Origin of the sequence: Corynebacterium liangguodongii, assembly GCF_003070865.1 — a bacterium.
Taxonomy (GTDB): domain Bacteria; phylum Actinomycetota; class Actinomycetes; order Mycobacteriales; family Mycobacteriaceae; genus Corynebacterium; species Corynebacterium liangguodongii.
This window is the reverse complement of sequence record NZ_CP026948.1, coordinates 1,730,003-1,754,587: the sequence shown is the minus strand read 5'-3', so window position 1 is coordinate 1,754,587 and position 24,585 is coordinate 1,730,003. Positions and strand designations below refer to the sequence as shown.

Sequence of the window (24,585 nt, the reverse complement as noted above, 5' to 3'; positions counted from 1 at the left end):
GAAAGAGTACCTTCAGCGGGGGGTTGACACCATTGACACGTTCTGCGGGTTGCTGCGCGAAGACGTCACCGCGAAGCTGGCCTTGGTGAAAAGATAGCGGTCGTCGGATGACTCGATGGGCGAGCCCGACGCGGTAAACGCCTTGCGGCGGACGCGCAACAGTGGGGTGCCAGGGGTGACGCCGAGGAGCGTTGCGTCCTCTTCCGGTGCCTCGATAGCGTCGATTACCCTCAGCGCATGGTCGATGTCGACGCCGTTGGCGATGAGCTGTTCATAAATAGACCCCGTATCCGGATCGAAAGATAACACGTGTTTCCCCACGTGGAGCGGGTAATTGAGTCGTTCCACCATTGCTGGCGCGCCGTCCATCAGGCGCAGTCGGTGCACAGAAACAACCGGGTCGTCCTGGCCGATGTGAAAATCTTCGGCTAGCTGGGCACCGGCGAAGCCGCGCGTGACTGATTGTGTGCGTTGCCCGGGTTCGATCCCGTTCGAGCGACACCATTGAGAGAACGAAACGACGTCGTCGAAGGATTGTGAGGCAATTCGTTGGACGACACGGGAGCGGCGTCCCTGCCCGGAGGAGATCACACCCTCCGCTCTAAGGGTTGCAACCGCCTGACGGACAGTTCCGCGGGCGGATCCGAACTGGGCGCACAGCGTTGCTTCTGACGGGATGGCATCCCCTGGCTGCAGCGCACCCGAGCGAATTTTCTCGCGCAGGAACATCGCAATGTCGTGGTGTGTGACGGGATGAGCGGCGGACATGCGGGTCTTCTCCTCGGGGCGGACGCGTGCTGCACTCACCATAACAAGCGGCCGAGGCTGTCGGGTGACGTGCGCGGACATGAATTTCGGGTTAACTTGTCTATCCAAGTGTGGCGAGCGGGGTTCTTTCTGGTTGAAGATGGTGAATATGACACACGACCTCATCGTTATCGGATCTGGCATTCTCGGGCTGGCCACAGCGTTCCTCGCGCATAAACAGGGGCAGTCGGTCCACGTCATCGAAGCCGAAGCTGCGCCTGTCCACTCATCGATCATGAATTTCGGGCACGCGTGCTTCACGGGCCAGGCCGATCTTATTCAGCCTGTCGCGGACAGGGCGCGCAGGGGATGGCTCCAGGCCGCGCAGGATACGGGGCTCTGGGCCGCTCAATCGGGCACCTGGATTCCAGCGGTGACCGAGCTCGAGATGCAGGTGCTGCGCGAATTTGCCGCCCACCGCGGCGAGGCTGATGTCACCCTCGTGGGGCCCGGTGAAATCCGAGATGCCCTGGCTAATCCTGATCTCGAGGCGGTTGGTGGTGCCCACCTTCCGCGGGACATGAGGGTCAATCCGCGTGAAGCGGCGCCGCGCTTAGTCGCTTGGCTTGCGTCGCAGGGTGTGACATTCACATGGAACACCCGCGTCACCGCAGTGTCCGACGGCCGGGTGGATACCGTCCGCGGAGAATATTCGGCTCGCCGCGTCATCGCGTGCCCGGGTGATCAACTCCGTGGCCTGTTTCCCCGCATAGCGGAGGGCAATGGGGTGCGCGTGTGCACGCTGGCCATGGCCCTGCTTACGCGTCCAGGCCGGATACCGGTGGAGACCGCACTTCTCACGGGCACCTCGCTGGCGCGTTATGACGGCTTCGCGGCCATGCCGAGTGTTCCTCAGCTGCGCGACGAGCTGGCTTCTCGTGAGCCGGAACTGGTTGCAATGGTGGCGAATCTCATGGCCACCGGGATTCCGAATGGTCTGTTGGTTGGTGATTCCCATGCGTACTCGCTGAGCCCGGAGCCGTTCATTGACGAGGCGCTTGCGGAAGTCCTGATCGAGCGAGCCTCCTACTACTTCGGTCTGGGTGAGCCGGTGGTGCGACAGCGCTGGCTGGGCCATTACGCAGACTCCGCCGAGCGGAACCTGGTTCTCGTGCACCCGGACGATTCCACGACCGTTGCCGTGGTGACTTCGGGTATCGGAATGACGCTGTCCTTCGGAATCGCCGAGCTGGCGCTTTCCGGGCAGGTTGTCGAAGGGTTCTGAACCCGCGGGGTGAACACAGGGTTGCCTGTCTATGAATACTCTCCACTCGGCTAGACAAGTTGAGGAAGGGGCGTGACAATCGCAAGGAAACCCCATCTCGACGAAAGGCCTCCCGTGTTTACGACCAAGCGTTCTCGCGCTCTCATCGGCGCAGTCACCCTCTCCGTTCTGTCCCTCACCGCATGCGGCTCGGACTCGTCCGACGGCGCAAAGGGCGGCAAAGCGATCACCCTCGCAGCCGTGCCGTCCGAATCCTCCGCCTCCTTGTCCGCCGACTACGACAAGATTGCAAAGCTCATTGAGAAGGAAACCGGCAACACCGTCACCTTCCAGAACGTCTCGGACTACGCTGCCGTTATCGAGGGAATGCGCGCAGGTCAGATCGACATCGCATCCTTCGGACCGTTCTCCTACGTCATTGCGAAGGACTCAGGTGTGAACCTGAAGCCCGCCGCTTCCGGCACCGACAACGAGAACGAGCCGCCCGCCTACACCTCGCTCGCCTACGTGCGCGCAGATGAAAACGGCATTTCCTCGCTCGCTGATCTCAAGGGCAAGAAGGTCTGCTTCGTTGACCAGGCATCCACCTCCGGCTACCTGGTCCCGATGAAGGGGCTCATGGACGAAGGTATCGATCTTAACGCTGACCTCACCCCCATTCTCGCGGGCGGCCACGACGCCTCGTTGCTCTCCCTCGATTCCGGCAACTGTGACGTGGCGTTCGCCCACGACACAATGCTAAGCACGCTGACCACGTCCGGTCAGGTCAAAGATGGCGCGCTGAAACCGATCTGGGAATCCGACCCCATCACTGAAGATCCGATCGCCGTGAACTACGGAACGCTGGATGAGGAGACCGCAAACAAGATCGTCGAGGCGATCCGCACCAAGGCGAACAAGCCGGCGCTCGTTGAAGAAGGCATCTGCGATTCCGTGGACAACTGCGAGCTGCCCGAAGAGCTGGAGTGGGGCTACCTGCCGGTGGAGGACTCCGATTTCGACTCAATCCGCGACATTTGCAAGGCCACAAACGCGCCCGCCTGCCGGAACGTCGGCTAGGGCCCGCTTAGCGCATAAGAGAGATCACCATGACACGTAGCGCAGCAGTCACTCAGCACGCCATTAGCCTGAAGGGCGTGACCAAGGATTTCGGCGGAGGCGTCCTCGGCCTGGACAACGTCACGCTGGACATCGAAACCGGCGCGATCACAGTTCTTCTCGGCCTATCAGGCTCCGGGAAATCCACACTGTTGCGCCACCTCAACGGACTGCACACGCCGTCCGGTGGAGACGTTATGGTGCTCGGCGAGAACGTCGCCCGACTCAACACTGCGGGGATGCGCCGCCTGCGCAAAGACGTCGGTGTCATCTTCCAGCATTTCAACCTGATCGGGCCCATGTCGGTGCTGGAAAACGTGTGCACGGGCAGGCTCGGTTCGCTCAAAGGTCCGCGGCTGTCGCTGATGATGTACCCGAAAACTGTGCGCGCCGAGGCCGTGGAGAAGCTCGACCGGGTCGGATTGGCTGACCGCGCCTACCAGCGCGCGGACACGCTCTCTGGCGGCCAGCAGCAGCGCGTCGCCATCGCTCGCGCCCTCATGCAGCACCCGCGGGTACTGCTTGCCGACGAACCCGTCGCCTCGCTCGATCCAGTCTCCTCCCAGGAGGTCATGGCGCTACTCAAGCAAATCTCGGCAGAAGACCAGCTCACAGTGGTCGCGTCGCTGCACCAGGTGCAGCTCGCGATTGATTTCGCGGACCGCATCATCGGCCTGCGCAGCGGGCGTGTCGTGCTGGATGAGCGCACAGAGTCACTGTCGGTGGAGGATGTGAACAAGATCTACTCCTCGGTCGCGGGGGCAGGCGACGAAATCGAGCGCGAGCTGAAGGCGCGGTAGGCACAATGACATCGGTTTTGAAACAACCCGTGCAGCGCCCGGCTCCAAGCGTTTTGGAGCCGAAGCGCCCCGCGCCGACCGTCAACACCGTGGCAGCGTCGATAGTTGGCGTACTCCTGGTGGTCGGAGGCATCTGGTCTGTCATCTCGATCGGCATTGAGCCGGCGGTGATTGCGAGATCGTTCGACAACGCGGTGGCGTTTGCCCGGCGGATGTTCCCCCTCGATTTTCCGCCGCTGGGGGAGACCCTGTCACTGATCGCCGAGACGCTGGCGATCGTGTTCCTGTCCACCCTTCTCGCCGTCATCCTGTCCATTCCCGTGGCGTTAACGTCCGCGACTCCGACCACATCCGGGCGCGGAGCCCAGGCAACGGGCCGTGCGCTGACCGTTCTCGCCCGCGCCATCCCGGACCTCGTTCTGGCCATCGTGTTCCTGCGCATGTTCGGCCTGGGTGCCGCCGCCGGCATCCTCGCAATGGGGATCCACTCGGTGGGCATGGTGGCGAAGCTGTACGCGGACGCGATTGAAGAGCTTGATGACGGCCCGCGTGAATCCATCGAATCCGCCGGCGGCACCCGCCGGCAGCAAATCTGGGCGGCCATCCCGCAGCTGCTCATGCCCCAAATCATCGCCACCGCGCTGCACCGTTTCGACATCAACCTGCGTACCTCGGTTCTGCTGGGTTACGTCGGAGTCGGCGGTATTGGCTTGGCCATTTCCGAGTCACTGCGGGTGCTGGACTACCAGCGCGGAATGGCTCTCGCACTTATCGTGCTTGCGTTGTGCATTGTCATCGAGATGATCTCAGGCGCGATTCGCGCCGCGATTCTCAACCGCGCTGGGGGATCTGTCACCGGCGGCACGTGGGCGGACAAGGTGCTCAACCGCAACCGCGAACCGGGTGCTGCCGATGTGCACCTGACCCCGCCATGGACCTCCGAGCGCGTCAGCCGTTTCGTCTCGGCGGGCGTTCTCGCCGCATTGACTCTCTGGGCGCTGCTGCGTGTGGACATCAACTGGCCGGATCTTACGACAAGGATTGTCAACCTCCCCGCAACGCTGAGCTTGTTCTTCCCTCCGTCGTCGGGTGGCGCGATGGACGAGATGCTCGAGCAGCTGCTCATCACCGTTCAGATCGCCCTCGCTGCCACGATGATCGGTGCGGTGCTCGCACTGCCGATCGGATGCCTCGCGGCCCGCAACGTTATGCGCAAACGTGCTGTGCACGGTTTCTTCCGCACGTTGATCGCGGTCATCCGCGGAATACCTGAACTCATCCTCGCCATCATCTTCGTGGTTATCTCGGGGCTCGGCGCGGTTGCGGGCACGCTGGCACTGGCGATCGGCGCGGTCGGTCTGCTGTCCAAACTGATCGCCGACTCGCTGGAGGAGACGGACACTGGTGTACAGGAGGCACTGCGCACCACGGGTGCGAGCGACATTCAGGTGTTCTTCTCGGCCACGGTGCGCCAGGCGGCCCCGGCCTTTGTCGCTCACACCCTTTACCTGTTGGACACGAACATCCGCTCCGCGACGCTGCTGGGCGTCGTCGGCGCCGGCGGTGTGGGATTCCTGCTCCTGAACGCCGCGCGCATCAATGCCTTCGATGTGGTCACGATGATTCTCATCCTGATGGTCGCGGTTGTGCTGGTGGTGGAAGGCCTGTCCATGTGGCTGCGGAAGACAATTCGGTAGTCGAGCTGTAGAAGAAAAGGTGAGAGAAAATGAAGAAGCTGGCGATTTTCGACATGGCGGGCACAACCGTCAATGACCGCGACGAGGTGTACCGCGTGCTCCGGGAAGCAACGGAGCGTGAAGGTGCGATCTACTCCGACGACGAATTCCAGGAATTCATGGGAACGGAAAAGAAGTACGCCATCGGCCGGCTCCTGAGCCTGGGCGGGGTCGAGCCTGAGACCGAGGTTGTCGAGCGGGCATGGGAGTGGTTTCGTGCTGAGCTGCGGCGCACCTACGAAAGCAATCCGCCCGCGGCGCTGCCTGGGGTGGAAGGCGCGCTTGCACAGCTGCGGGATTCCGGCATCAAGGTGGCACTGACCACCGGGTTCTCCCGGGAGATCACCAACATTATCCTTGCCGGTCTCGGTTGGGACACGGGCGAGATTATCGATGCGGTCGCGGCGGGCGACGAGGTGGAGTCGGGTCGGCCGCAGCCCGATTTGATTCGCCGGGTTATGGAGCTGACCGGCGTAGATGACCTCGGCCAGGTCATCAGCACCGGAGACACTTCCGCCGACATCCAGTCAGCCCGCAACGCCGGAGTCACATCCGTCGGCGTGCTCACTGGACACTTGACGCGTGAGCAGTTCGAGCGTGAGGGCGCGGACATCGTCATCAATTCCGTGGCTGATTTCCCGAACGTGGACATTCTGCGTTAGATGGATTCCGCGACTGCGCAACTGTGGCTCGGCGGCCAGGATTTCGCACTCACCAGCGTTCCCCTTCCGCAACTACGTGACGGTGAGCTACTGGTGCGCATCAACGCCGCCACGGTATGCGGCTCGGACCGGCACACAGTTCTCGGCCGGCGGCCCGGCGAGACCCCGTCCATCCTCGGCCACGAGGGGGTGGGCACGGTGGTGGCGTCGAAACGCAGCGACGTGTCCAAAGGGGAACGGATCGTATTCTCGGTGACTGCCCCGTGCGGCGCTTGTGCACGATGCCGCGCCGGATTCACGGCCAAGTGCCTGAACGTGCGGAAAATCGGGCATGAGCTTTTCGACTCCTGCTGGCGCCTGTCCGGGACCTATTCCACCCACATCCACCTTCTGGCCGGCCACCCCGTCAGTGCTGTGCCCGACGAAATTGGAAGCGCCCAGGCGTCGGTTGCTGGGTGTGCCATCGCGACTGTGATGGCGGTAATGGAAGCCGCGGGCGATTTCTCCGGAAAGACGGTGCTCGTCAATGGTGTGGGCATGCTAGGGCTCGTCGCCATCGTTGAGGCGAAGCGACGGGGTGCGGGCCTGGTGATTGGCTGCGACATGAACCGGCTGTCACTCGATGCGGCGGACGGGGTGGCAGATCGTTTGGTCACCTCCGCGAAGGGGGGCACCGCCGACATCGTCCTCGAACTATCGGGAGCGATCGGCGGCGTTGTGGACAGTCTCGCCGCGTGCAAGGTTGGCGGAACTGTTGTTCTGGCGGGCTCAGTCACTCCGGCGGGCACGGTGAAAATCGACCCCGAATGGGTCGTGAGGGGATGGCGCTCGATCACCGGTGTACACAACTACGAGCCTCGGCATCTCGCGAACGCTGTGGAGTTCCTGGGTGCAGCAGGCAGGATGCTTCCGTGGGAACTCGTCCTCGCAGGACCGATTCCGTTCGATGCTTTGCCGGGAGAATTCCAAAACCCCTCCGCTGGGCTGCGTACCGTGGTGGTCGGCTAAAAACGCAAGCTCGGGGCTAGTCCATCCACGCATCCGCCAGGATGCTCATCCCGGAGAGGACCTCGTCGAACGTCGCGTTTTGCAGCGAGATCATGAGCTCGTCGGCCTTGGAGTGCTCCTTGAACCACGTGAGGTATTCGGCGACGTCGGATCCGGTGCCGCGGGCGGTGTAGCGCAGCATGTCGAGCATTTGCTGGCCCTGGAACGTTGCCAGGTAGGAATCGATCTCCGCGTTCGTCAGCGCCTGGGCGCGCCGCCCCAGCAGCCCGCGGGCGCGGTTGCGGTAGACAATCGTGGTTTGCCGCTCGGCATCTTCCATGGTCTCGGCGGCGGTGACGTTGACCGCGGCGATGACGTGGGGCTCCGGGTGGAGCGCGGAGGGCTGGTAGTTCTCGCGGTAGAACGTCGTGGCCTCCTCGAGCATCTGCGGGGAGAAGTGGGAGGCAAAAGAATACGGCAGCCCCAGCTTGGCGGCGAGGGAGGCACCGAACATGGATGAGCCCAAGATGATCAGCGGCACGTTCGTACCCGCGCCGGGGGTGGCTACCACGCCGGGGATCGGGGAGTCCTCACTCAGCCAGGCTTGGAGCTCGAGGACGTCTTCGGGGAATCGCTCGGCGGCGCGCGGGTCACGGCGCAGGGCGCGGCCGAGGGTCTGCTGGTCGGTGCCGGGGGCGCGGCCGAGGCCCAGATCAATGCGGTCCGGGTAGAGCTCGGCGAGCATCCCGAACTGCTCCGCGATGACATAGGGGGAGTGGTTGGGCAGCATGACCCCGCCCGAGCCGAGGCGGATCGTCTTCGTCTGCGCGCCGATGTGGGAGATGAGCACCGCGGGCGAGGACGAGGCGATGGACGTCATGTTGTGGTGCTCGGCGTACCAGACGCGCGAGTACCCCAGCGACTCCGCCTTTTGGGCGAATTTCACGGAGCGGGCCATGGAGTCGCGGACCGATTCGCCGGGGTATACGGTGCAAAAATCAAGCAGTGCTAGCGGGGTATTCATGCTGCCAGGCTACGCTTCTATGGGGGTGATGGGGCGCGGGGAACGTAAAACACTGGCTAGAGATTCCGGCTATGCCGTTACGGAACCTGCGGAAGGCAAGCGCCGCTCTATTTAGGCCATGCGAGCCACGCCGAAGTGGCAACGAAAACAACTCCAAGCGCAACCCACACAAGGTTCATTCTATTCTTCTGGGCGCGCCGGCCCCCAAAGATCATCAGCGCAATTCCCAGGATGAACGATACGAGCATGATCCAGAAACCCATGTGGATGACTGCTCCTTTGCAGGGTAGTAATAGGGTCGTGTTGCCGAGCAAGATCTACGTCGAGGGTAGCAGTTAGGAAAGCGGACTAGCTACCCGTGAGCGATGTCGCTAATCGACGACCGATTCGCCCTCGACCGTTTCCACCGTGCCGACCTTCAGCGGCGCCTTCGGGCGGGCGAGGTCGATGACGAGGCCGATGACGAAGGCGGCGGCGACCGGCACGACCCAGCCCAGGCCGACCCCCTGCAGCGGCGCCCAGGCGACCAGCGGGGTTAAGGCAGCAGCGCCCCACCCCAGGGAGATGAAGGTCTCGAGTGCCGAGTAGATGACGGCGACCCAGATCGGCAAGAAGAACGCCCAGGTGAACCGGGTCCTGGCACGGAACGCTGGCTCGATCAATGTGACCATGATGAGCGCGATGGCCGGCGGGTAGAGGAAGCCGATGACGGGGGCGGCGATCGCCATGACGAATTCGAGGCCCTGCGTGGCAATGACGATGGACATGATGGTGAAGACGACGGCCCATACCTTGTAGCTGCCGGGGAACTGCTCCGAGAAGTACTCGGCGGTGGCAGTGATCAGGCCGACGGCCGTGGTCATGCAGGCCAGCAGCACGACGAGGGCGAAGACGATCTGCCCGGCCCCGCCGAGGGTGAGGTGGGCGGCATCCGTGAGCAGGCCCGCGCCGTTGTCGTAGCCCTCCCCGTTGGGGATGACGCGGCCGATCGAGCCCAGGCCGAGGTAGATCAGCGCAAGCATCGCTCCCGCGCCGGCGCCGGCGAGGATGGTGCCGCGCACGACCGGGGCGCCCTCGGGAAAGCCCCTAAAACGCAGTGTGGAGATGACGACGATGGAAAACGCTAGCGCGGCGATGGAGTCCATGGTGAGGTAGCCCTCGAGCAGGCCGGAGCTAAACGGGGTGTTAGCGTAATCCTCGGCAGGGGCTGAGGGATCGGCGCTCCACTTCGCAAGCGCAACGATGATCATGAGCACGAGCAGGATCAGCAGCGCCGGGGTGAGGAACTTGCCCAGCTTCTCCATGATGGTGTTCGGGTTCCACGACAGCGCCAACGCGATGCCAAAGAAGAGCGCGTTAAATACAGCGGAGGCGGCGAGGCCCTCGACGCCGAAGACCGGGGTGATCGCGGTCTCCATCGACACCGCGCCGGTGCGCGGCAGTGCGTAGAACGCACCGATGGACAGGTAGGCGAGCACGGGGAAGACGACGCCGAAGAGGGAGCCGGCGCGCTGCGCGAGGTCGCGCACGTTGGCGCCTGAGAGCGCGATCGCGATTACGGCGAGGACCGGGAGCAGGGAGCCGGTGACAAGAAAGCCCAGGATGGCGGGCCAGAAGTTGTCACCGGCCTCCACGGCGAGCATCGGCGGGAAGATGAGGTTTCCGGCGCCGAAGAACATAGAAAACAGCGCGAGCGCAGTGACAACGATCGCCGTGGTCGAGCCGCGGGAGCCGCTCTTTGCTTCAGTTGGTGCTGCAGGTACTGCAGTAGAGCCCATCGAATCCTCCTTAAGTGCGTGGAATTGCCTTAGGGTACCCCGTGAGGGAGGGGACGAGGAAATCTTTTGGGAAAATTTTCCCGGAGTGTGAAACCGGAGTGCCCGACACCGCGTGGGTGCCAGATGCGTGGTGCTGAGATGGGGATGTGGCACTTTTCCCTTGTGGGCGGCCGGCGCCTTCGATTTTTGGCACCCGGGCCCACGAGCCCCCGGCTACGCGGGACGGACCTACACGAGCCCCTCGATCGCCGCGAGGGGGATGTCGACCCAGTCCGGGCGGTTGTTTGCCTCGTAGACCACCTCGTAGGCGGCCTTGTCCACGACGTAGGCGGCAAGCACGGGGTCGTCGGCGGGCAGGGCCGAGCCGTACCCGCGCACGAGTGCGTCCACGCTGGAGCGCTCCCAGTCGTCGCCAAGCCTGCCCACGGCCCGGGCGTAGCCGAGGGAGCGGATCATCCCGGCGACGTCGCGCAGCGGGTGGTCGGGGGCGCGGCGCTGCTCCAGGGGCCGGGCGGGCTCGCCCTCGAAGTCGATGAGGTAGAACCGCGGCTCCTTGGCCGACACCGTCTTGAGCGTCTGGCCCAAGTGGAGGTCGCCGTGGATGCGCTGGATGGCGTGCGGCCCGGCAGGGATCGCGCTGTAGAGCTCGCGGATCCGCCCCTCGAAGGAGCGCAGCTGGGGCGCGGCCGCGACGAGCTCGTCGAGGTGGGACTCGAGCCCGGCGCGCAGGTCTGAGCCGCTGGCCTCCCACGTGCCAAAGGCTTGAGCGAGCGCGTCGTGGACCACGCGGATCGCGGCGCCGAGCTCGATCGCATCGCCGAGGTTGCCGCCCGTGGCCAGGTCGAAGCCGTCCTCCCCGCCGACGATGAGCTGCTGCTGCATCGCCAGCGTCGCGCCGTCTAAGGTGACGTAGCCGCGCACGCCGGCTACGTGGGGGCAGTCAGCGATGCGGCTGAGCAACTCGACGTCGGGGTTGATGCCGCGCTCTACGCGGCGAAACGCCTTTAACACCCACGCGTCATCGACGATGAGCGAGGTGTTGGACTGCTCCGCGCCCATCGGGCGGGCCGATACGCCGCCGACCTCGCCGTGGACCTCGCCGAGGTGTGAGACTGCAGAAAGGTAAGCCGAGGCCCCGGCCTCCGTGGCAAGGGCGTCGCGCTCGTCGGAGACTAAGACTTGGTAGCGCTCGACTGTGCCGCCGTGGGAGACGTCGAGAAGCTGCCACTCGAAGTCGCCCATCGGACGGGAGGAGGCGACCTCGACGGAGTCGATGGGCTCGGATTTAGCGCCGTAGAAGCGTTCTTTACTGAGATCGATCATGGCTATTCCGAAATGTCGAACCACATGAAGCCGTGCGGGGCGAGGGTGACAAACCACGGCAGCTCGCCGATCGCGGGGAACTCCACTCCGCCGGAGAGCTCACGCGGCTGCGCCCCGTTGTAGTGGCTCAGGTTCATCTCCACCGGCTGGGGGCGGGAGGCGAGGTTGTTGACGCACAGGATGCGCTCGCCGTCGTACTCCCGGATAAAAGCGAGAACGTGCGGGTTGGAGTGCTCGACCTCGATGTAGGAGCCGCGGCCGAACGCCCGGTACTGCTTGCGAATGTGCACGAGCTGGCGCACCCAGTGCAGAAGCGAATTGTCCCGGTTCATCTGGGACTCGACGTTGACGATGTGGAAACCATACTGGTCGTTGCGCACCGGCGGGAGGTAGAGCCGCTCGGGCTCGGCCTTGGAAAAGCCGCCGTTGCGGTCGTTGGACCATTGCATCGGGGTGCGCACACCGTCGCGGTCTTGCAACCAGATGTTATCGCCCATCCCAATCTCGTCGCCGTAATACAAAAACGGCGACCCGGGCAGCGACAACAGCAGGGCGTGGGCGAGCTCGAGGCGGTCGCGGTGGCCTCCGAGCAGGGGTGCTAATCTGCGCCTAATTCCCACATTCGCCTTCATCCGCGGGTCGGTGGCATAGTTTTTGTACATGTAATCGCGCTCCTCCTCGGTGACCATCTCCAAGGTGAGCTCGTCGTGGTTGCGCAGGAAGATCCCCCACTGCGCCGACTCCGGGATGGCCGGGGTCTCGCGCAGGATGTCGATGATCGGCTGCGCCGATTCCTGCCGGATCCCCATGAAGATGCGCGGCATGACGGGGAAGTGGAAGGCCATCTGGCATTCGTCACCCTCGCCCTCGCCGAAGTAGGCAACGACCTCGTTGGGCAGCTGGTTGGCCTCCGCGAGGAGGAACCGGCCGGGGTATTCGTCGTCGAAAAGCGTGCGCACGCGTTTGATGAAGTTGTGCGTCTCCGGCAGGTTTTCGCTGTTGGTGCCCTCGCGCTCGAAGAGGTAGGGGATGGCGTCAAGGCGGATTCCGTCCATGCCCAGGTCTAGCCAAAACCGGATGATCTCGAGGATCTCCTCCTGGACGGCGGGGTTGTCGTAGTTGAGGTCCGGCTGGTGGGAGAAGAAGCGGTGCCAGTAGTACTGCTTGCGCACCGGGTCGAAGGACCAGTTCGACTCCTCGGTGTCGATGAAGATGATGCGGGACTCGCCGTAGCGGGTCGGGTCGTCAGACCACACGTAGTAGTCGCCGTAGGGCCCGCCCGGGTCCGTGCGGGATTCCTGGAACCACCGATGCGTATCCGAGGTGTGGTTGATCGGGAAATCCGTGATGATGCGGATGCCGCGCTTGTGGGCGCTATCGACAAGCGAAATGAAGTCCTCGACCGTACCAAATTCCGGCAGGACCTTGCGGAAGTCGCGGATGTCGTATCCGCCGTCGCGCAGCGGGGAGTCGTAGAATGGTGGCAGCCAGAGGCAATCCACACCGAGCCACTCGAGGTAGTCAAGCTTTTGCTCCACGCCTTTGAGCGTGCCCGAGCCGGTGTTGTCTGGGTCGTAGAAGGCGCGCACGAGGACCTCGTAGAACACGGCGTCTTTGTACCACTCCGGGTCGGGCCGCTCCCACGGCTCCTCGACAGGGGTCGGCGGGGTGAAGTCGGTGGCCTGCGGGATGCTCTCCATGCCACACAAGACTAGCGGGAGATCTCGGCGATCGCCTTGGCGATGCGCTCGACTGCCTCCTCCAAGATCTCCGGGCTGGTGGCGAAGTTCAGCCTTGCCTTGTGCTCGCCGCCGGGGCCGAAGGAGGCGCCCTCGTTGAGCGCGACCTTGGCGTGGGTGCGCAGGTAGGCCGCCGGGTGCTCGGTGGAAAGAGCAGTGCCCGAGAAGTCGAGGAACATCAAATACGTCGCCGCCGGAACCTGGAAGCTAATACCGGGGATCTTCTTCGGCAGCGTATCGACGAGCCAGTCCCTGTTGCGGCGAAGCAGCTCGACCTCCTCGTTTAAGAAATCCACTCCGTCGCGGTAGCAGGCCTCGGCGGCGATGATGCCCAGGGTTCCCGTGCCGTCTTTGGCCACGCCGGTCAGACCCCCAAAGGCCTTAGCATCGGCGTCGTTGGAGAAGATCATCTGCGCGCACTTCAGGCCCGCGACGTTCCACGCCTTCGAGGTGGCGGTGACGGTGATGCACACGTCCGGGTTATTGGCGGCGGCACAGACGTGGGCGCCGTCGAAGACTAAGGGGGCGTGGATTTCGTCGACAAGCACGCGCCCTTTATAGCGGCGGGCGATCGCGCAGATCTGGTCGAGCTCTTCCGCGTCGAACATCCAGCCGCCGGGGTTGAACGGGTTGGTCAGGATGATGGATCCGGCGCCGTTGCGGAATGCCGCCTCGACCTCCATCAGGTCGAGCCCGCCGGTGCTGCCGACCTCGACCATGGAGCGCCCCGCCGTCTCCGCGATTTCGAGGAACGGGTGGTAGGCGGGTACGGGGACGATGACGTCGCCCTCGGTGAAGTACATGATCGCCAGCAGCAGCCCGCGCACCACGTCGGGCACCGGGAAGATCTTGTCCTCGTCCGGGCGCCAGCCGTAGCGGGTGGCGTAGAAATCGGCGAGCAGCTTCGGCAGCTGCTGGGCCTGCGGGGCGGGGGTGTAGCCGAAGGTCTCGTTCTCCACGGCCCGTTTGATGGCGTCCTTGACCGCCGGGGCGGTGGGGAAGTCGCTCTCGGCGACCCACAGGGGCAGCACGTCGTCGTACTGCGTCCACTTGCGGGTGCCGCGGGCCTTTAGCGTCTCAAGATCGGGAAACTCCATGCTTTCCCACGGTAGTCGGAGCGCGCCGCGGGCGGCGTTATCTATTCGCGGCCCGCGTCGGGTGATTGGCGGTCGTTGCTATCGGCCTTACGTGCTTGTGCGGTGGGGGGTAATGGTGGAGGGAAGCACACGTGAGGCTCCCCAAAGTTCATTGCCGGGCCGGAATAGATCATGGACTGAATCGAGGCCCTGTATGGGGGTGTCCAAAGAGCGCACGCGAAATCGAATCAAGTAATACGACCAAAGGGTTCTACAAACTGTCCGATGGACACCACTCGGTTACCGCATGCCACCACGAGGTTGTGCCAATTCCGGCGCTACTTCCGAGTTACAGCAGGGAAGATCATTATCAGGTATCACAATCGGCGAATCCCTCAGCTGAGGAGTTACGATAGTCGGCAATGAGACCGCACGTGGAGGGGACTGGAGGGATTGGTCTGGAGGGATTTGGCAGGATCAATTCCCACCAGGACAACGTGGAAGGTGGCGGGACCTACTCCACAGCGATGACAGATGAAGATTGATACGCTGTGGCTCACGGTGAGCACGTCGGATGGGGTCCCGAGACGTGGTCGTTCGAATTCGAAGAACCTCTCCTTTTGATCGATGCCCCGGGGAAAACTGCATATAGATCACAATTTCGCCCCTCGCAGGCGGTAAATGCGAGATCCGCTTCCGTCCCGGACAGCTGCCGTAGGCGAGCGGTGGAACGTGGCAGTTCGCGAAACCACTGTCACCGCCACACGTACCATCTGCAATCACCGCTTCTCCTGGCGGGCCAGCCTGCTATCTACGGTGTTAACGTTGTGCTGAAGTTTCTACGAACTGGAGCGGCTGTTACTTAACGGGGTGTGAGGGTGACTGCTCGTCCCCTGAGGGACGTCACTTAACACGGGTTCGCCCAGTGGGGCAGCATTGAGTCCGGTGGCAGCCTTACGTTTCTCTGCTTCGGTGAGCCCGGCGTTCTTTTCTATAGTGTTGCTGATCCAGCTTGCCCTGGATGCGATATTGGTGTGCTACATCAGCTCGTCTTTTCCGTCTAGGCAGGAAGGGTTGTAGCCTCCTCCCGTATGGATGGCATAGATGGTTGACCCGATATAAACAGGTGCTCCCGAGTCACCACTACACGATCGCGATGCGGTTGCAGACTGCGCTTCGAACAGATCGGTATAGACTGCGGACCCGAAATCTATCTCGTCACGATGAGCGACAATTGTCGTGGTGGCAGACGATGCATAGTCGTGGGTCTCTCCGTACCCCGTCAGTGTTGCCTGCTGTCCTATGTCGAGCGGATCCTGTGCTACGTCAAAAGTATCCGCATCAATTCCCGGCCCCACCTCAATCAGAGCAACGTCATCTGTATCCGACAATGTGTAAATCCCGGCGATTCCTGCTCGTTGCCCGTCGAACTGTTCGAGGTAGCCGTCCATGGAGGGGTTGTGGGAGACGCAGTGGTGTGCCGTAAGCCAGAAGCCGTCCCCCACATAACTCACGGTGCACTCTCTGCGAACCTGAGGCGCAGCACTTGCGCTGGCAGGGGTTGTCACCTGCCACAAGGCAGCAATTTGATTGTCCTTAACGGGAGTAGTACTCGTCGCCTGCAGCGACGGCTGATCATCCGCCACAGCGTGAGGCAACCCAGTTACAACGCTCGCAATAGTCGCGACAGTCAGCAGAGACCCGCCACATTTCTTCCAGACCCTCATGTCCCCGACCCTCTTCCTCGCCAAAAAGACACTATTTTCAGGTAACTAACATTTTTGCAGAATGCACTGCGGTATTGACAGACAGCTTGTAGCCTAAGGGCAGCCAGAGCACATAACAACACCAGGGATTCGGAAGAAGTCAATGAAACCGCAGGTAAAGAAGTATCTAGCAGCTTTGTCCATCCTTGTCTTCATGGCCGCGCATCCCACTGCCGCCACAGCCCAGACCGCCTCATCAGGCTCATCCTTACATGACGGCATCTCCCCACCGGAGACGAATGAGGCACAACCTATACCGGATACGACCGGAGAACCTATAGCAGTACCGTTGGAGGGTCCTTTCGCTCCCTGGGGGATCCCGACTCCTCCCGGGGCTGAAGGCTACGAGGTTAACCAGGTCACGCAGGAAGAACTCAATCCCCAGGGCCTGGATCAGTGGCACCCCACTAACGATCCACAAAGCGAGATCATTCCGGGGCAGATGCGCTCGGACAAAGAAGAGGTCCCGGCAGGGGTCAGCAAGGCTGATGCAGATCAAGCAGAGATTAAGGAAGCTAAACTCACCAACCCGGACACACCGACGCTGAATGCCCGACCAGGATGTAGCGTGTATTGGCCGGCACCGTTTGAGGTCTGCGGCGCAATTAAAAATCTCTACGACTCCATCGGTGGACCAACCAGTTTCTTGCTCCTTCCGAAGTCCAATGAGCTGGTCAACCCGGACGGGGTGGGAAGGCGCTCCGAGTTTGTTAACGGGTTTATCTACTGGCATCCCCGCACGGGTGCGCACAGCGTGAGCGTCCCCGTGTCCACGGTGTGGCAGCGGCACGGGTGGGAAAACGGGTTCCTTGGCTACCCCACCACCAGCGACATCTCACTGGGCAACCAGTGGTACGTCCAACACTTTGAAGGCGGACACGTCTACACGCATAATGCGCTACCTGCTACGCAGGCCAGCATCCAGGGAGCTATCTACGACAAGTGGCAATCCATGGGCGGACACAACAGTGATCTTGGCTTTCCCATCAGTGATGAGTTGACCACCCCAGACGGGATCGGGCGCTACAACGTCTTCGAAGGCGGAATGATCTACTGGACACCACGAACTGGAGCACATGTTATTCAGGGGGCAACTCTATCAATCTGGGGAAACCAGGGATACGAGAGAAGCAAATTTGGCTATCCGACGTCCGATGAGCATTTCGATAAAGATTCCTACATCGTGCAAGACTTTACTGGGGGAACCCTGCGGATCCAAGACTACGTCACCGGAGATCACGGTTCAACATTCAGCAATGGAAAACTTGTCGACAACACGCTAATAGTATTTATTCGAGGCATGTATGGCGTCAACATTCTTGAGGAGATACGGCTGGATTCACCTATGATTCAGGCGGGACATCAAGCCTACCCGCCGGAGAATGGAAAAGTTGCCACCACGGATGGCAATGGAAATATTTCTGTTTTTCAGATCAAATCACCCGTCCCTATTTATCCCAACTACGAATATAACCCGAGCGGTAGCAATCCTGCGCTGCACGACTATTGCACTTCCCCGTCGCCTCAGTTTTGGTTCGATAGAAACTCAATGGTTGCGGCCGATCTTCGTGGACCATGCAGTTATCATGACCTTTGTTATGAGCGGAACCCCAAAGACTTCACCACGAGATCTAACCTATGCGACCCCGCCTTGAGACGAGATTGGCAATATGTTTGCCGAGCTTCGTATGGGGCATCGGTTACTCGCTGTAGGGGATTCGTCGACTCCGCGTACACGGTCATGCATACGTACCAGAGAGTGAAGAACTAGTGTGTGAAGGGTACGAAGGCATGAATATACTTCAAGGATTTCGCAGAATTAAGGCGACATTCGTTACTATTTTGGCGACTTTATGGCTGTCAGGATGCGGAATTTTCGCTGGCTGGGATCAGATGGCTGAGGCACAGCCCTCTGGCAACATTGCGATTTCAATTGCGGAGTCTGGTGACGTCTCCATACATATGATCGCCTGCGACATCGCCGTTGAATCCGTGGAGATCCATATACTTACCGGCGTGGTTGGAGAGCCGCCCTTGAGCGAGCGAATATCCCTCGACAGTCCGCAAAGCGGCTACATCGTCGTAAAGCTTCCCCATTATTCAGACCACGAACCGCCGGTACTCAACTCGATCGTGGAAGATTCGCAGCAAAGGTTCTGGATTCACCCCATTACCTACAGGGGAAACGCCGACGAGCATCGCTTCGTACCACCACTGAACGGCCTGACGCTAGACAGTCTGAAAAGTTATCCACGCGGATCTCTACTTGTCCAGAACTACATTCCAGGCACTCATGAGCCGGAAACCCTGAACGAAGTGTCGCTAGAGGAGTTCAAACATGGTTCAGCGAGTAGTCGACCACCTAATTGCCGAATAGATTAGCCCGTCGAGCGAAAAAGGGTTGTGCCCGTCTTCGTGACGCACCCGTGACTGGCGATAAGGACCTCATGAGTTTGTTCTTTGATGATGTCGAGAATCCAGTCCGGCTGTTCTGAGCCAGTCTCGTCTACTGCTTGAACTTGGAGGCCGCCCTGCAGCGCAGCTCACTCGACCAATCCCTTGTCCACCGCGATGTGGAATTATCGTTAGCTGCTTGGGTCGCTAGTGTGGCATCTTGTCTTGTGGCGTGGCGCAGGCTGGGCGAAGCGGGCTTAAGTGTCGCCTTCTTCCTCCTCCGCCGCGCCGTCGACGCGGAAGCCAAACTCCTTGAGCCTGGCGCGGTCCGCCGCGCTCGAGGATGCCGTCAGCGCCAGCAGCTCCGAGTAAATCCCGCCGGAGGTGGCCAGCTGCGCGGGCGAACCGATTTCGTCGATGCGGCCGTCGTCAAGCGTGATGATCGTGTCTACGTCCGCGATCGTGGAAAGCCGGTGGGCGATCATGATAGTGGTGCGGTCCTTCATCAGCTCGTCGAGCCCGGCTTGCACGGCGCGCTCGCTCTTGGTGTCGAGCGCCGAGGTCGCCTCGTCGAGGATAAGCACTGGGGCGTCCTTCAGCATGGCGCGGGCCACTGCGACGCGCTGCTTCTGCCCGCCGGAGAGCCGCAGGCCGCGCTCGCCGATGACGGTGTCGTAGCCGCCGGGGAAGGCGGTAATGAAGTCGTGGGCGTTCGCGCGCTTGGCCACCTCGATGATCTCTTCTGGAGTGGCACCGGGCTTGCCGTAGGCGATGTTGTCGCGGATGGTGCCGGAAAACAGCGCCGGCTCCTGGAACACCACGCCCGTCGAGGCCCGCAGGGTCTCCACGTCGAGCCCATCGATGTCGCGCCCGCACAGCGTCATCGCCCCACCGGTGGCGGGGTAGAGCCCGAGCAGGAGGTTGACCAGCGTGGACTTGCCGCCGCCGGACTCGCCGACCAGCGCGATCTTCTCGCCCTGGCGGGCGCTGAAGGTGATGCCATCGAGAACGCGCTCGCCGGGGGTGTATTCGAAGCAGACGTTGTCGAAGGCGATGACAGGCTCGGTGGGGGCGAGAGGGGCGTGGGTGAGCTCGCTGACGTGGGGCACGTGCGAGGTAGACGTCGCCGCGACGATCTCGCGGTTGGCGGTGGGCTCGACAGCTTCGTCCATCACCTTGAAGTAGTCGCGCGAGCCGGCCACGGCGCGCTGAGCGTTGTCGACGAACCAGCTCATCATGGTCACCGGTTGGCGCGCCATGGTGACCATCTGCACGAGCATGACCATATCCCCGATGGTGAAGTGCCCGGTGAGGGTGCGCTCGAACAAGATGGCGTAGATGCCGAGGAAGATGAGGTTCATCGCCGCTCCACGCACGGCGTCCATCGAGTGCCACCAACGTGATTGCGGCCGCGTTAGCTCCACCGTCTTGCCGTAATGGGCGGCAAAGGAGTTGAGCTCACGGGTCTCCGCCAGGTAGGACTTCGTCACCTTCACCTGGCCGACGACCTCGGCGAATCGCCCGTTGGCCTGGTCCACCTCGGCGTTTTTCCGGTTCTCGAAGCCCTGCCACCGCTTCGAGGTCAGCGCGGTGAGCCACACGTAGAGCGGGAAGAGTGCGGCGAGGAGGACGGTGAGCGGCCAATAGTAGATGGCGGTGATGGCCAAAATGGCTGCGACTTGGAGCAGCATCGGCAAAAACGTGTTGGCAAAGGACTGGACAAACATGGTGATGTTCGCAATCGAGCGATCCAGCCTGGCGATGATCGTGCCGGTGATTTGGCTGTCGAAGTAGGACTGCGGCAGCGAGAGCAGTTTTGCGAAGTAACGGGTGGATAAGATCTGCCGGATCCTGGCAACGAGCACGTCGCCGACGTAGCCGCCGACGTTGCGCATCACCCACGCCAGCGCCTCAGCGGCGAAGAGCCCGAGCGCGAGCCACAGCAGAGTGCGCGGGACCCCTGGGGCGACGCCGACGGACTCGACGATGGTGTCTGTGGCCCGCTTGAGCAGGAAAGGGGAGACGAGGCTGAGCCCGGCGGCGATTGTGGAGGCGACCACGACGAGGGCGTAGAAGGGCCACAGGGCCGAGGAGCTGCGGAGGACTCGGAAGAGTGGTTGCACGTTATCGGCATTCTACCCGTGCGGTCACGGGTTGTAGAGTAGGGGAGATACCGCCTTACAACTCAAGGAGTCTTCTATGCTGCCCAGGCCCTCTCGCCTTGCCGCCACCGCGGCGCTCGTTGTGGTGCTGCCGCTGACCGCGTGCGGGCAGGCGGACGATACCCCCGTGGGCACCGAGGCGCCGCTCGAGGTGACCACGCCGACTGCGGCCCCGAAGGAGGAGTTCAAGGTCGAGCACAGGGGGGAGAAGGTCACCACCGACGAGCTCACCGGCGAGCCGGTCGAGGACCCGGCGATGGAGCTGACGTATAAGTGGCAGGGCACCTCCTCGGCCCCGAACGGCGGAACCGTCGTCGTCGTGGCGGTGACCAACCGCTCGGACGTGCCCGTGCCCGTCGAGGCGATCGAGCAGCCGACGCTGCGCTACGGCTCGGGCTCCAACAAGACGGAGGCCCGCCCGCAGTCGGCCGAGGCGGCCGGGGTGGACATCATCGGCATCGACGAGCCGCTGGCGCCCTTTGCCACCGTGAACGCAAAGTACGCCTTCGACGTGCGCCCCGGCAACCTCGGCAACGCGGAGTTCACGATCGGAAACGTCACGTTCAGCGGCAGCCTCTAGCCCTCGAGCCTCTAGAACCGAAACGCGCCGCGCAGGTAGCCGAGCGGGTCGGCCACGACCTCGGAGCCTGCGCCGGGCAGGGTCACACGCAGCGCAGCACGGCCTTCGTCGTAGGCGGGCCATCCCGGATCTCCGGTAGCGCAGAACCTGGCGAGCCACCCGTTCAGCCCCTCGCCCGCGCCGTACCGCCCCTGGGCGAAGAGGGCCGGCAGCTCGCAGCAGTGGGTCGCGGCTGTGTTGTCCCCGCTGACGAACTCCGCCTGCCACACCCGGCCCGGCGCGCCTTCGCAGATGCGGTCGACGAAGCGGCGGATGAGGCTATCGGATAAAAAGCGCCCCATGAGGTGGTCCGGGTCGATGCCTCGGCACGCAGCGATGTAATCCCCGGCGGCGCGGGGGTCAAGCCCCATCGTCCAGCCGGAGGCGCGGATGGCGGCGGCCGAGGTGCCTGCGGCATCAACGCGCGCGCCCAGTGGGTAGAACTCGTCGCGCGTGGAGGTGACAACGAGGTCGACGGCGGCGAGCTCCGCGGGCTCGAGCGGGCCCGGGCCCAGGGCGAGGTCGGAGAAGTGCCAGGCGCGGAAGCGCCGGTAGCCGCGCTCGAGCCGCTCCGCCGGAGCGGCGTCGAGCGCGGAGCGGGTCAGCGGCATGCTTAGCGACGCCCGCAGCGAGGCCTTCCTCTCCGCCACCGTGCGCCGAGGAAACGCGGGGGAGAGGGCCACCGCCCTGCGGAACCCACCGCGGTAGTGGTCGCGCCGGGCCAGCCACACCACGAGGTTCGCCCCGGCGGATTGGCCGACGAGGGTGACGTTGGTGGGATCCCCGCCGAAGGCCTCGATGTTGTGCTGCACCCACTCGAGCGCCAGCTGGCAGTCGTGGGAGGCGCGAAAGTGCGAGGCGCCGTCGTCGCTGAACTGCACGAGGCCGGGCAGCTTCATGCGGTAGTCGATGCTCACATGGATGATCCCTTGGGCCGCAAAGGCGTAGGCGCCGGCGTCATCGGTGTGGCTGCCTTCCTCGAAGCGCCCGCCGTGGATCCACACGAGCACCGGCATGTCATCGCCGTCTCGGGCGTCGCCGGGGGTGGTCACAGTTAGGGCGCAGGCGCCGGGGCGGGGCGTGGAGGCGTCGATAAGCATGCCCCGAGACGCGGGGGTGGCGTCGGCAAAGGGCGAGGGGATGGTGGAGTACGGGATCGAGTGGAAGCGGCGCACGTCACCGTCGGTGGTTCCTTCAACAGTGCCGACGACGGTACCCGCCGGGCAGGTGACTTCTGCGGTAGCCATGCCGCCCGAGCATAGTGCGGGTGGGCGTTAAGATGGCGGGCATGAACCCATTGCTCGAGCCCTCGACCCTGCCGTACAACCTGCCGGACTTTGCTAAGATCCGGCTGGAGCACGTCGAACCGGCCATCGATGAGGCGATGCGCCGGCACGGCGAGGAGCTCTCCGCCATCTTCGCCGAGGATGTGCCCACGTGGGAAAACACCGTCGAGGCTCTCGAGCGCAGCGGCGCGGACCTGCAGAGGGCAACTGCCTGGTTTTTCAACCTGCAAGGTACCGACGCGACCGAGGAGTTCGACGCGGTGGCAGATCGCATCGTCCCGCGCCTGAGCGCGCATTGGGACGCGATGTATCAAAACGACGAGCTCTACCGGCGCCTGAGCGCGCTCGAGGGTGAGGTGCCCGCGGACGAAGGATCTAGGCGCTTATACCAGCAGCTCCTCAGGAACTTCGAGCGCCGTGGCGCGCGGCTAGATAGCGCAGGTAAGGCCCGCCTGCGCGAGCTCAACCAGCGCCTAAGCCAGCTCTCTGAGGAGTTCGGCCGCAACCTGCTTTCCGATACCCGCGCCCTGGCCGTGGAACTCACCGACGAGGAGATGGCGGGGCTGAGCGAGGAGGCCAAGGCCGCCTACGCCACAGGCGAGGGCTACCGGGTCCCGCTGGAGCTACCGACCACCCAGTCGCTGCTCTCCGAGCTCGAGGACCCGGGTGCGCGCCGCAAGCTTTTCGACGCCGCCCGCGCCCGCGGCCAGGCCACCAACGCGCCGATTGTCACGGAATCCGCCCGGCTGCGGCTGGAGAGGGCGCGCCTGCTCGGCTACCGCACCCACGCCGACTTCGTCATCGCGGAGGAGACCGCCGGCACAGCGGAGGCCGCGCGCCGGCTCATCGCCGACCTCGCACCGGCCGCCGCCGCGAACGCCGAGGCCGAGCGCAAGCTCGCCTCCGAGCTCGCGGGCTTCGACGTCGACGGGGCGGATTGGCCCTACTACCAGGCGCGACGCCGCGCTGAGGAGCTCTCGCTGGACGAGGCCGAGTTGCGCAAGTACTTCCCGCTCGAGCAGGTGCTTGTTGACGGCGCTTTCTACGCCGCGCACAAGCTCTACGGCATCACCGTGAAAAGGCGCGAGGACCTGCGCGGCTACCGCGACGACGTCGGCGTCTGGGAGGTCATCGATGCCCCCGAGCGCGGCGGGGAGGGCCTCGGGCTGCTGCTCACCGACTACGCCGCGCGGCCGGAGAAGCGAGGCGGGGCGTGGATGAGCTCGTTTGTAGACCAGTCCCGGCTTCTGGGCACGAAGGCGGTGGTGGTCAACGTCATGTCGCTGACCTCTACGCTGCTCAGCATCGACGAGGTCACCACCGTCTTCCACGAGTTCGGCCACGCGCTGCATGGGTTGCTCTCGGATGTGCGCTACCCCTCGCTCTCCGGCACCAACGTGCCGCGGGATTGGGTGGAGTTTCCCTCCCAGATCAACGAGAACTACGCCTTTGCCCCCGAGATCGTGCGCAATTTCGCCCGCCACGTCGACACCGGCGAGGTCATCCCCGAGGCGATGCTTGAGGCGGTGCGCGCCTCCCGCCGTTTCGGGCAGGGGTTTGAGACCTCCGAATACCTCGCGGCCGCGGCGATCGACCTCGGCTGGCACTCGCTCGATTCAGCGGTGCCGGAAGACATCAGCGCGTTTGAACGCAGCGTGCTCGAGGAATACGGCCTTGCCGTCGAGGGCCTTGAGCCGCGCTACCGCTCGACGTGGTTCAACCACATCTTCGCCGGCGGCTACTCTGCGGGCTACTACTCCTACCTGTGGGCCGAGGCGCTCGATGCCGACGGGTTTGCGATGATCGAGGAGCAAGGCATCAACCGGGACAGCGGAGAGAAGTTCCGCGACGCGGTGCTAAGCCGCGGCGCTACCAGGGACTACGCCGAGGCATACCGGGCGTTCCGCGGCCGGGACAAGGACACCCGCGCACTGCTTGAGCGCCGCGGCCTGGAAGGGGCGGAGGCTTAAGAGTGTTTTCGCTTACGCCCTGGCTGCAGCTGCCGATCGTGCTCGCCGTCGCCCTGCCCCTCGCCGGGATCGCCGCCGCGTCCCTGCTGGCCGTCGTGGACTGGCTCGGGCGGGGAAAGTAAGCTAGGGCCCC

19 protein-coding genes are annotated in these 24,585 nt (G+C 63.3%); 10 read left to right on the top strand and 9 right to left on the bottom strand.

What is annotated here, in order from left to right; genetic code table 11:
• Positions 1-12 precede the first annotated feature (12 nt).
• Positions 13-768, bottom strand: coding sequence for a GntR family transcriptional regulator (locus C3E79_RS08335; RefSeq protein WP_108404497.1), 756 nt, complete (start codon positions 766-768; stop codon positions 13-15).
• A 148-nt stretch (positions 769-916) separates the two neighbouring features.
• On the opposite strand from C3E79_RS08335, the gene C3E79_RS08330 reads away from it, so the two are divergent.
• From C3E79_RS08330 to C3E79_RS08305, 6 genes are all read left to right on the top strand, one after another.
• Positions 917-2,032 (top strand): TIGR03364 family FAD-dependent oxidoreductase, encoded by a 1,116-nt coding sequence (locus tag C3E79_RS08330; protein WP_108404496.1) that lies wholly within the window; start codon positions 917-919, stop codon positions 2,030-2,032.
• 114 nt (positions 2,033-2,146) lie between these two features.
• A complete protein-coding gene (locus C3E79_RS08325) occupies positions 2,147-3,091 on the top strand; it encodes a phosphate/phosphite/phosphonate ABC transporter substrate-binding protein (RefSeq protein WP_108404495.1) in 945 nt (314 codons plus the stop codon).
• 29 nt (positions 3,092-3,120) lie between these two features.
• On the top strand, positions 3,121-3,930 hold the full coding sequence (phnC, locus tag C3E79_RS08320) for a phosphonate ABC transporter ATP-binding protein (RefSeq protein WP_108404494.1): 810 nt from the start codon (positions 3,121-3,123) through the stop codon (positions 3,928-3,930).
• Between the two features lie 5 nt (positions 3,931-3,935).
• On the top strand, positions 3,936-5,627 hold the full coding sequence (phnE, locus tag C3E79_RS08315; protein ID WP_108404493.1) for a phosphonate ABC transporter, permease protein PhnE: 1,692 nt from the start codon (positions 3,936-3,938) through the stop codon (positions 5,625-5,627).
• A 29-nt stretch (positions 5,628-5,656) separates the two neighbouring features.
• Positions 5,657-6,328 carry a phosphonatase-like hydrolase gene (locus C3E79_RS08310; RefSeq protein ID WP_108404492.1) on the top strand — a complete coding sequence of 224 codons (672 nt, stop codon included), beginning with the start codon at positions 5,657-5,659 and terminating at the stop codon, positions 6,326-6,328.
• Positions 6,329-7,336: an alcohol dehydrogenase catalytic domain-containing protein gene (locus tag C3E79_RS08305; protein ID WP_108404491.1), complete on the top strand. Its 1,008-nt coding sequence runs from the start codon at positions 6,329-6,331 to the stop codon at positions 7,334-7,336.
• 16 nt (positions 7,337-7,352) lie between these two features.
• Here the strand turns inward: C3E79_RS08305 and C3E79_RS08300 are convergent, their stop codons facing one another.
• The 6 genes from C3E79_RS08300 to C3E79_RS08275 all read right to left on the bottom strand — a co-directional run bounded on the left by C3E79_RS08300 (position 7,353) and on the right by C3E79_RS08275 (position 15,901).
• Positions 7,353-8,339 carry an LLM class flavin-dependent oxidoreductase gene (locus C3E79_RS08300; protein WP_108404490.1) on the bottom strand — a complete coding sequence of 329 codons (987 nt, stop codon included), beginning with the start codon at positions 8,337-8,339 and terminating at the stop codon, positions 7,353-7,355.
• A 371-nt stretch (positions 8,340-8,710) separates the two neighbouring features.
• Positions 8,711-10,117, bottom strand: coding sequence for a branched-chain amino acid transport system II carrier protein (gene brnQ / locus C3E79_RS08295; RefSeq protein ID WP_108404489.1), 1,407 nt, complete (start codon positions 10,115-10,117; stop codon positions 8,711-8,713).
• 228 nt (positions 10,118-10,345) lie between these two features.
• A complete protein-coding gene (locus C3E79_RS08290; RefSeq protein WP_108404488.1) occupies positions 10,346-11,440 on the bottom strand; it encodes a phosphotransferase in 1,095 nt (364 codons plus the stop codon).
• A gap of 2 nt (positions 11,441-11,442) precedes the next feature.
• Complete coding sequence (gene treS, locus C3E79_RS08285) at positions 11,443-13,140, bottom strand: maltose alpha-D-glucosyltransferase (protein WP_108404487.1); 1,698 nt, start codon at positions 13,138-13,140, stop codon at positions 11,443-11,445.
• Positions 13,141-13,151: 11 nt separating this feature from the next.
• Positions 13,152-14,276 carry a MalY/PatB family protein gene (locus C3E79_RS08280; RefSeq protein WP_108404486.1) on the bottom strand — a complete coding sequence of 375 codons (1,125 nt, stop codon included), beginning with the start codon at positions 14,274-14,276 and terminating at the stop codon, positions 13,152-13,154.
• Positions 14,277-15,292: 1,016 nt separating this feature from the next.
• Positions 15,293-15,901 (bottom strand): trypsin-like serine protease, encoded by a 609-nt coding sequence (locus C3E79_RS08275; RefSeq protein WP_158268515.1) that lies wholly within the window; start codon positions 15,899-15,901, stop codon positions 15,293-15,295.
• A gap of 223 nt (positions 15,902-16,124) precedes the next feature.
• Here C3E79_RS08275 and C3E79_RS08270 point away from each other — a divergent pair, with 223 nt between their 5' ends.
• Positions 16,125-17,792, top strand: coding sequence for an LGFP repeat-containing protein (locus C3E79_RS08270; RefSeq protein ID WP_244280431.1), 1,668 nt, complete (start codon positions 16,125-16,127; stop codon positions 17,790-17,792).
• A 20-nt stretch (positions 17,793-17,812) separates the two neighbouring features.
• A complete protein-coding gene (locus C3E79_RS11410) occupies positions 17,813-18,403 on the top strand; it encodes a hypothetical protein (RefSeq protein ID WP_146183434.1) in 591 nt (196 codons plus the stop codon).
• A gap of 269 nt (positions 18,404-18,672) precedes the next feature.
• Here the strand turns inward: C3E79_RS11410 and C3E79_RS08265 are convergent, their stop codons facing one another.
• Positions 18,673-20,538 (bottom strand): ABC transporter ATP-binding protein, encoded by a 1,866-nt coding sequence (locus C3E79_RS08265; RefSeq protein WP_108404484.1) that lies wholly within the window; start codon positions 20,536-20,538, stop codon positions 18,673-18,675.
• A 76-nt stretch (positions 20,539-20,614) separates the two neighbouring features.
• Here C3E79_RS08265 and C3E79_RS08260 point away from each other — a divergent pair, with 76 nt between their 5' ends.
• On the top strand, positions 20,615-21,157 hold the full coding sequence (locus tag C3E79_RS08260) for a hypothetical protein (RefSeq protein ID WP_108404483.1): 543 nt from the start codon (positions 20,615-20,617) through the stop codon (positions 21,155-21,157).
• 11 nt (positions 21,158-21,168) lie between these two features.
• Here the strand turns inward: C3E79_RS08260 and C3E79_RS08255 are convergent, their stop codons facing one another.
• On the bottom strand, positions 21,169-22,443 hold the full coding sequence (locus C3E79_RS08255; protein ID WP_108404482.1) for a carboxylesterase family protein: 1,275 nt from the start codon (positions 22,441-22,443) through the stop codon (positions 21,169-21,171).
• A gap of 32 nt (positions 22,444-22,475) precedes the next feature.
• Here C3E79_RS08255 and C3E79_RS08250 point away from each other — a divergent pair, with 32 nt between their 5' ends.
• Positions 22,476-24,452, top strand: a complete 1,977-nt coding sequence (locus tag C3E79_RS08250) for a M3 family metallopeptidase (RefSeq protein WP_108405127.1) — start codon at positions 22,476-22,478, stop codon at positions 24,450-24,452.
• Positions 24,453-24,585 lie beyond the last annotated feature (133 nt).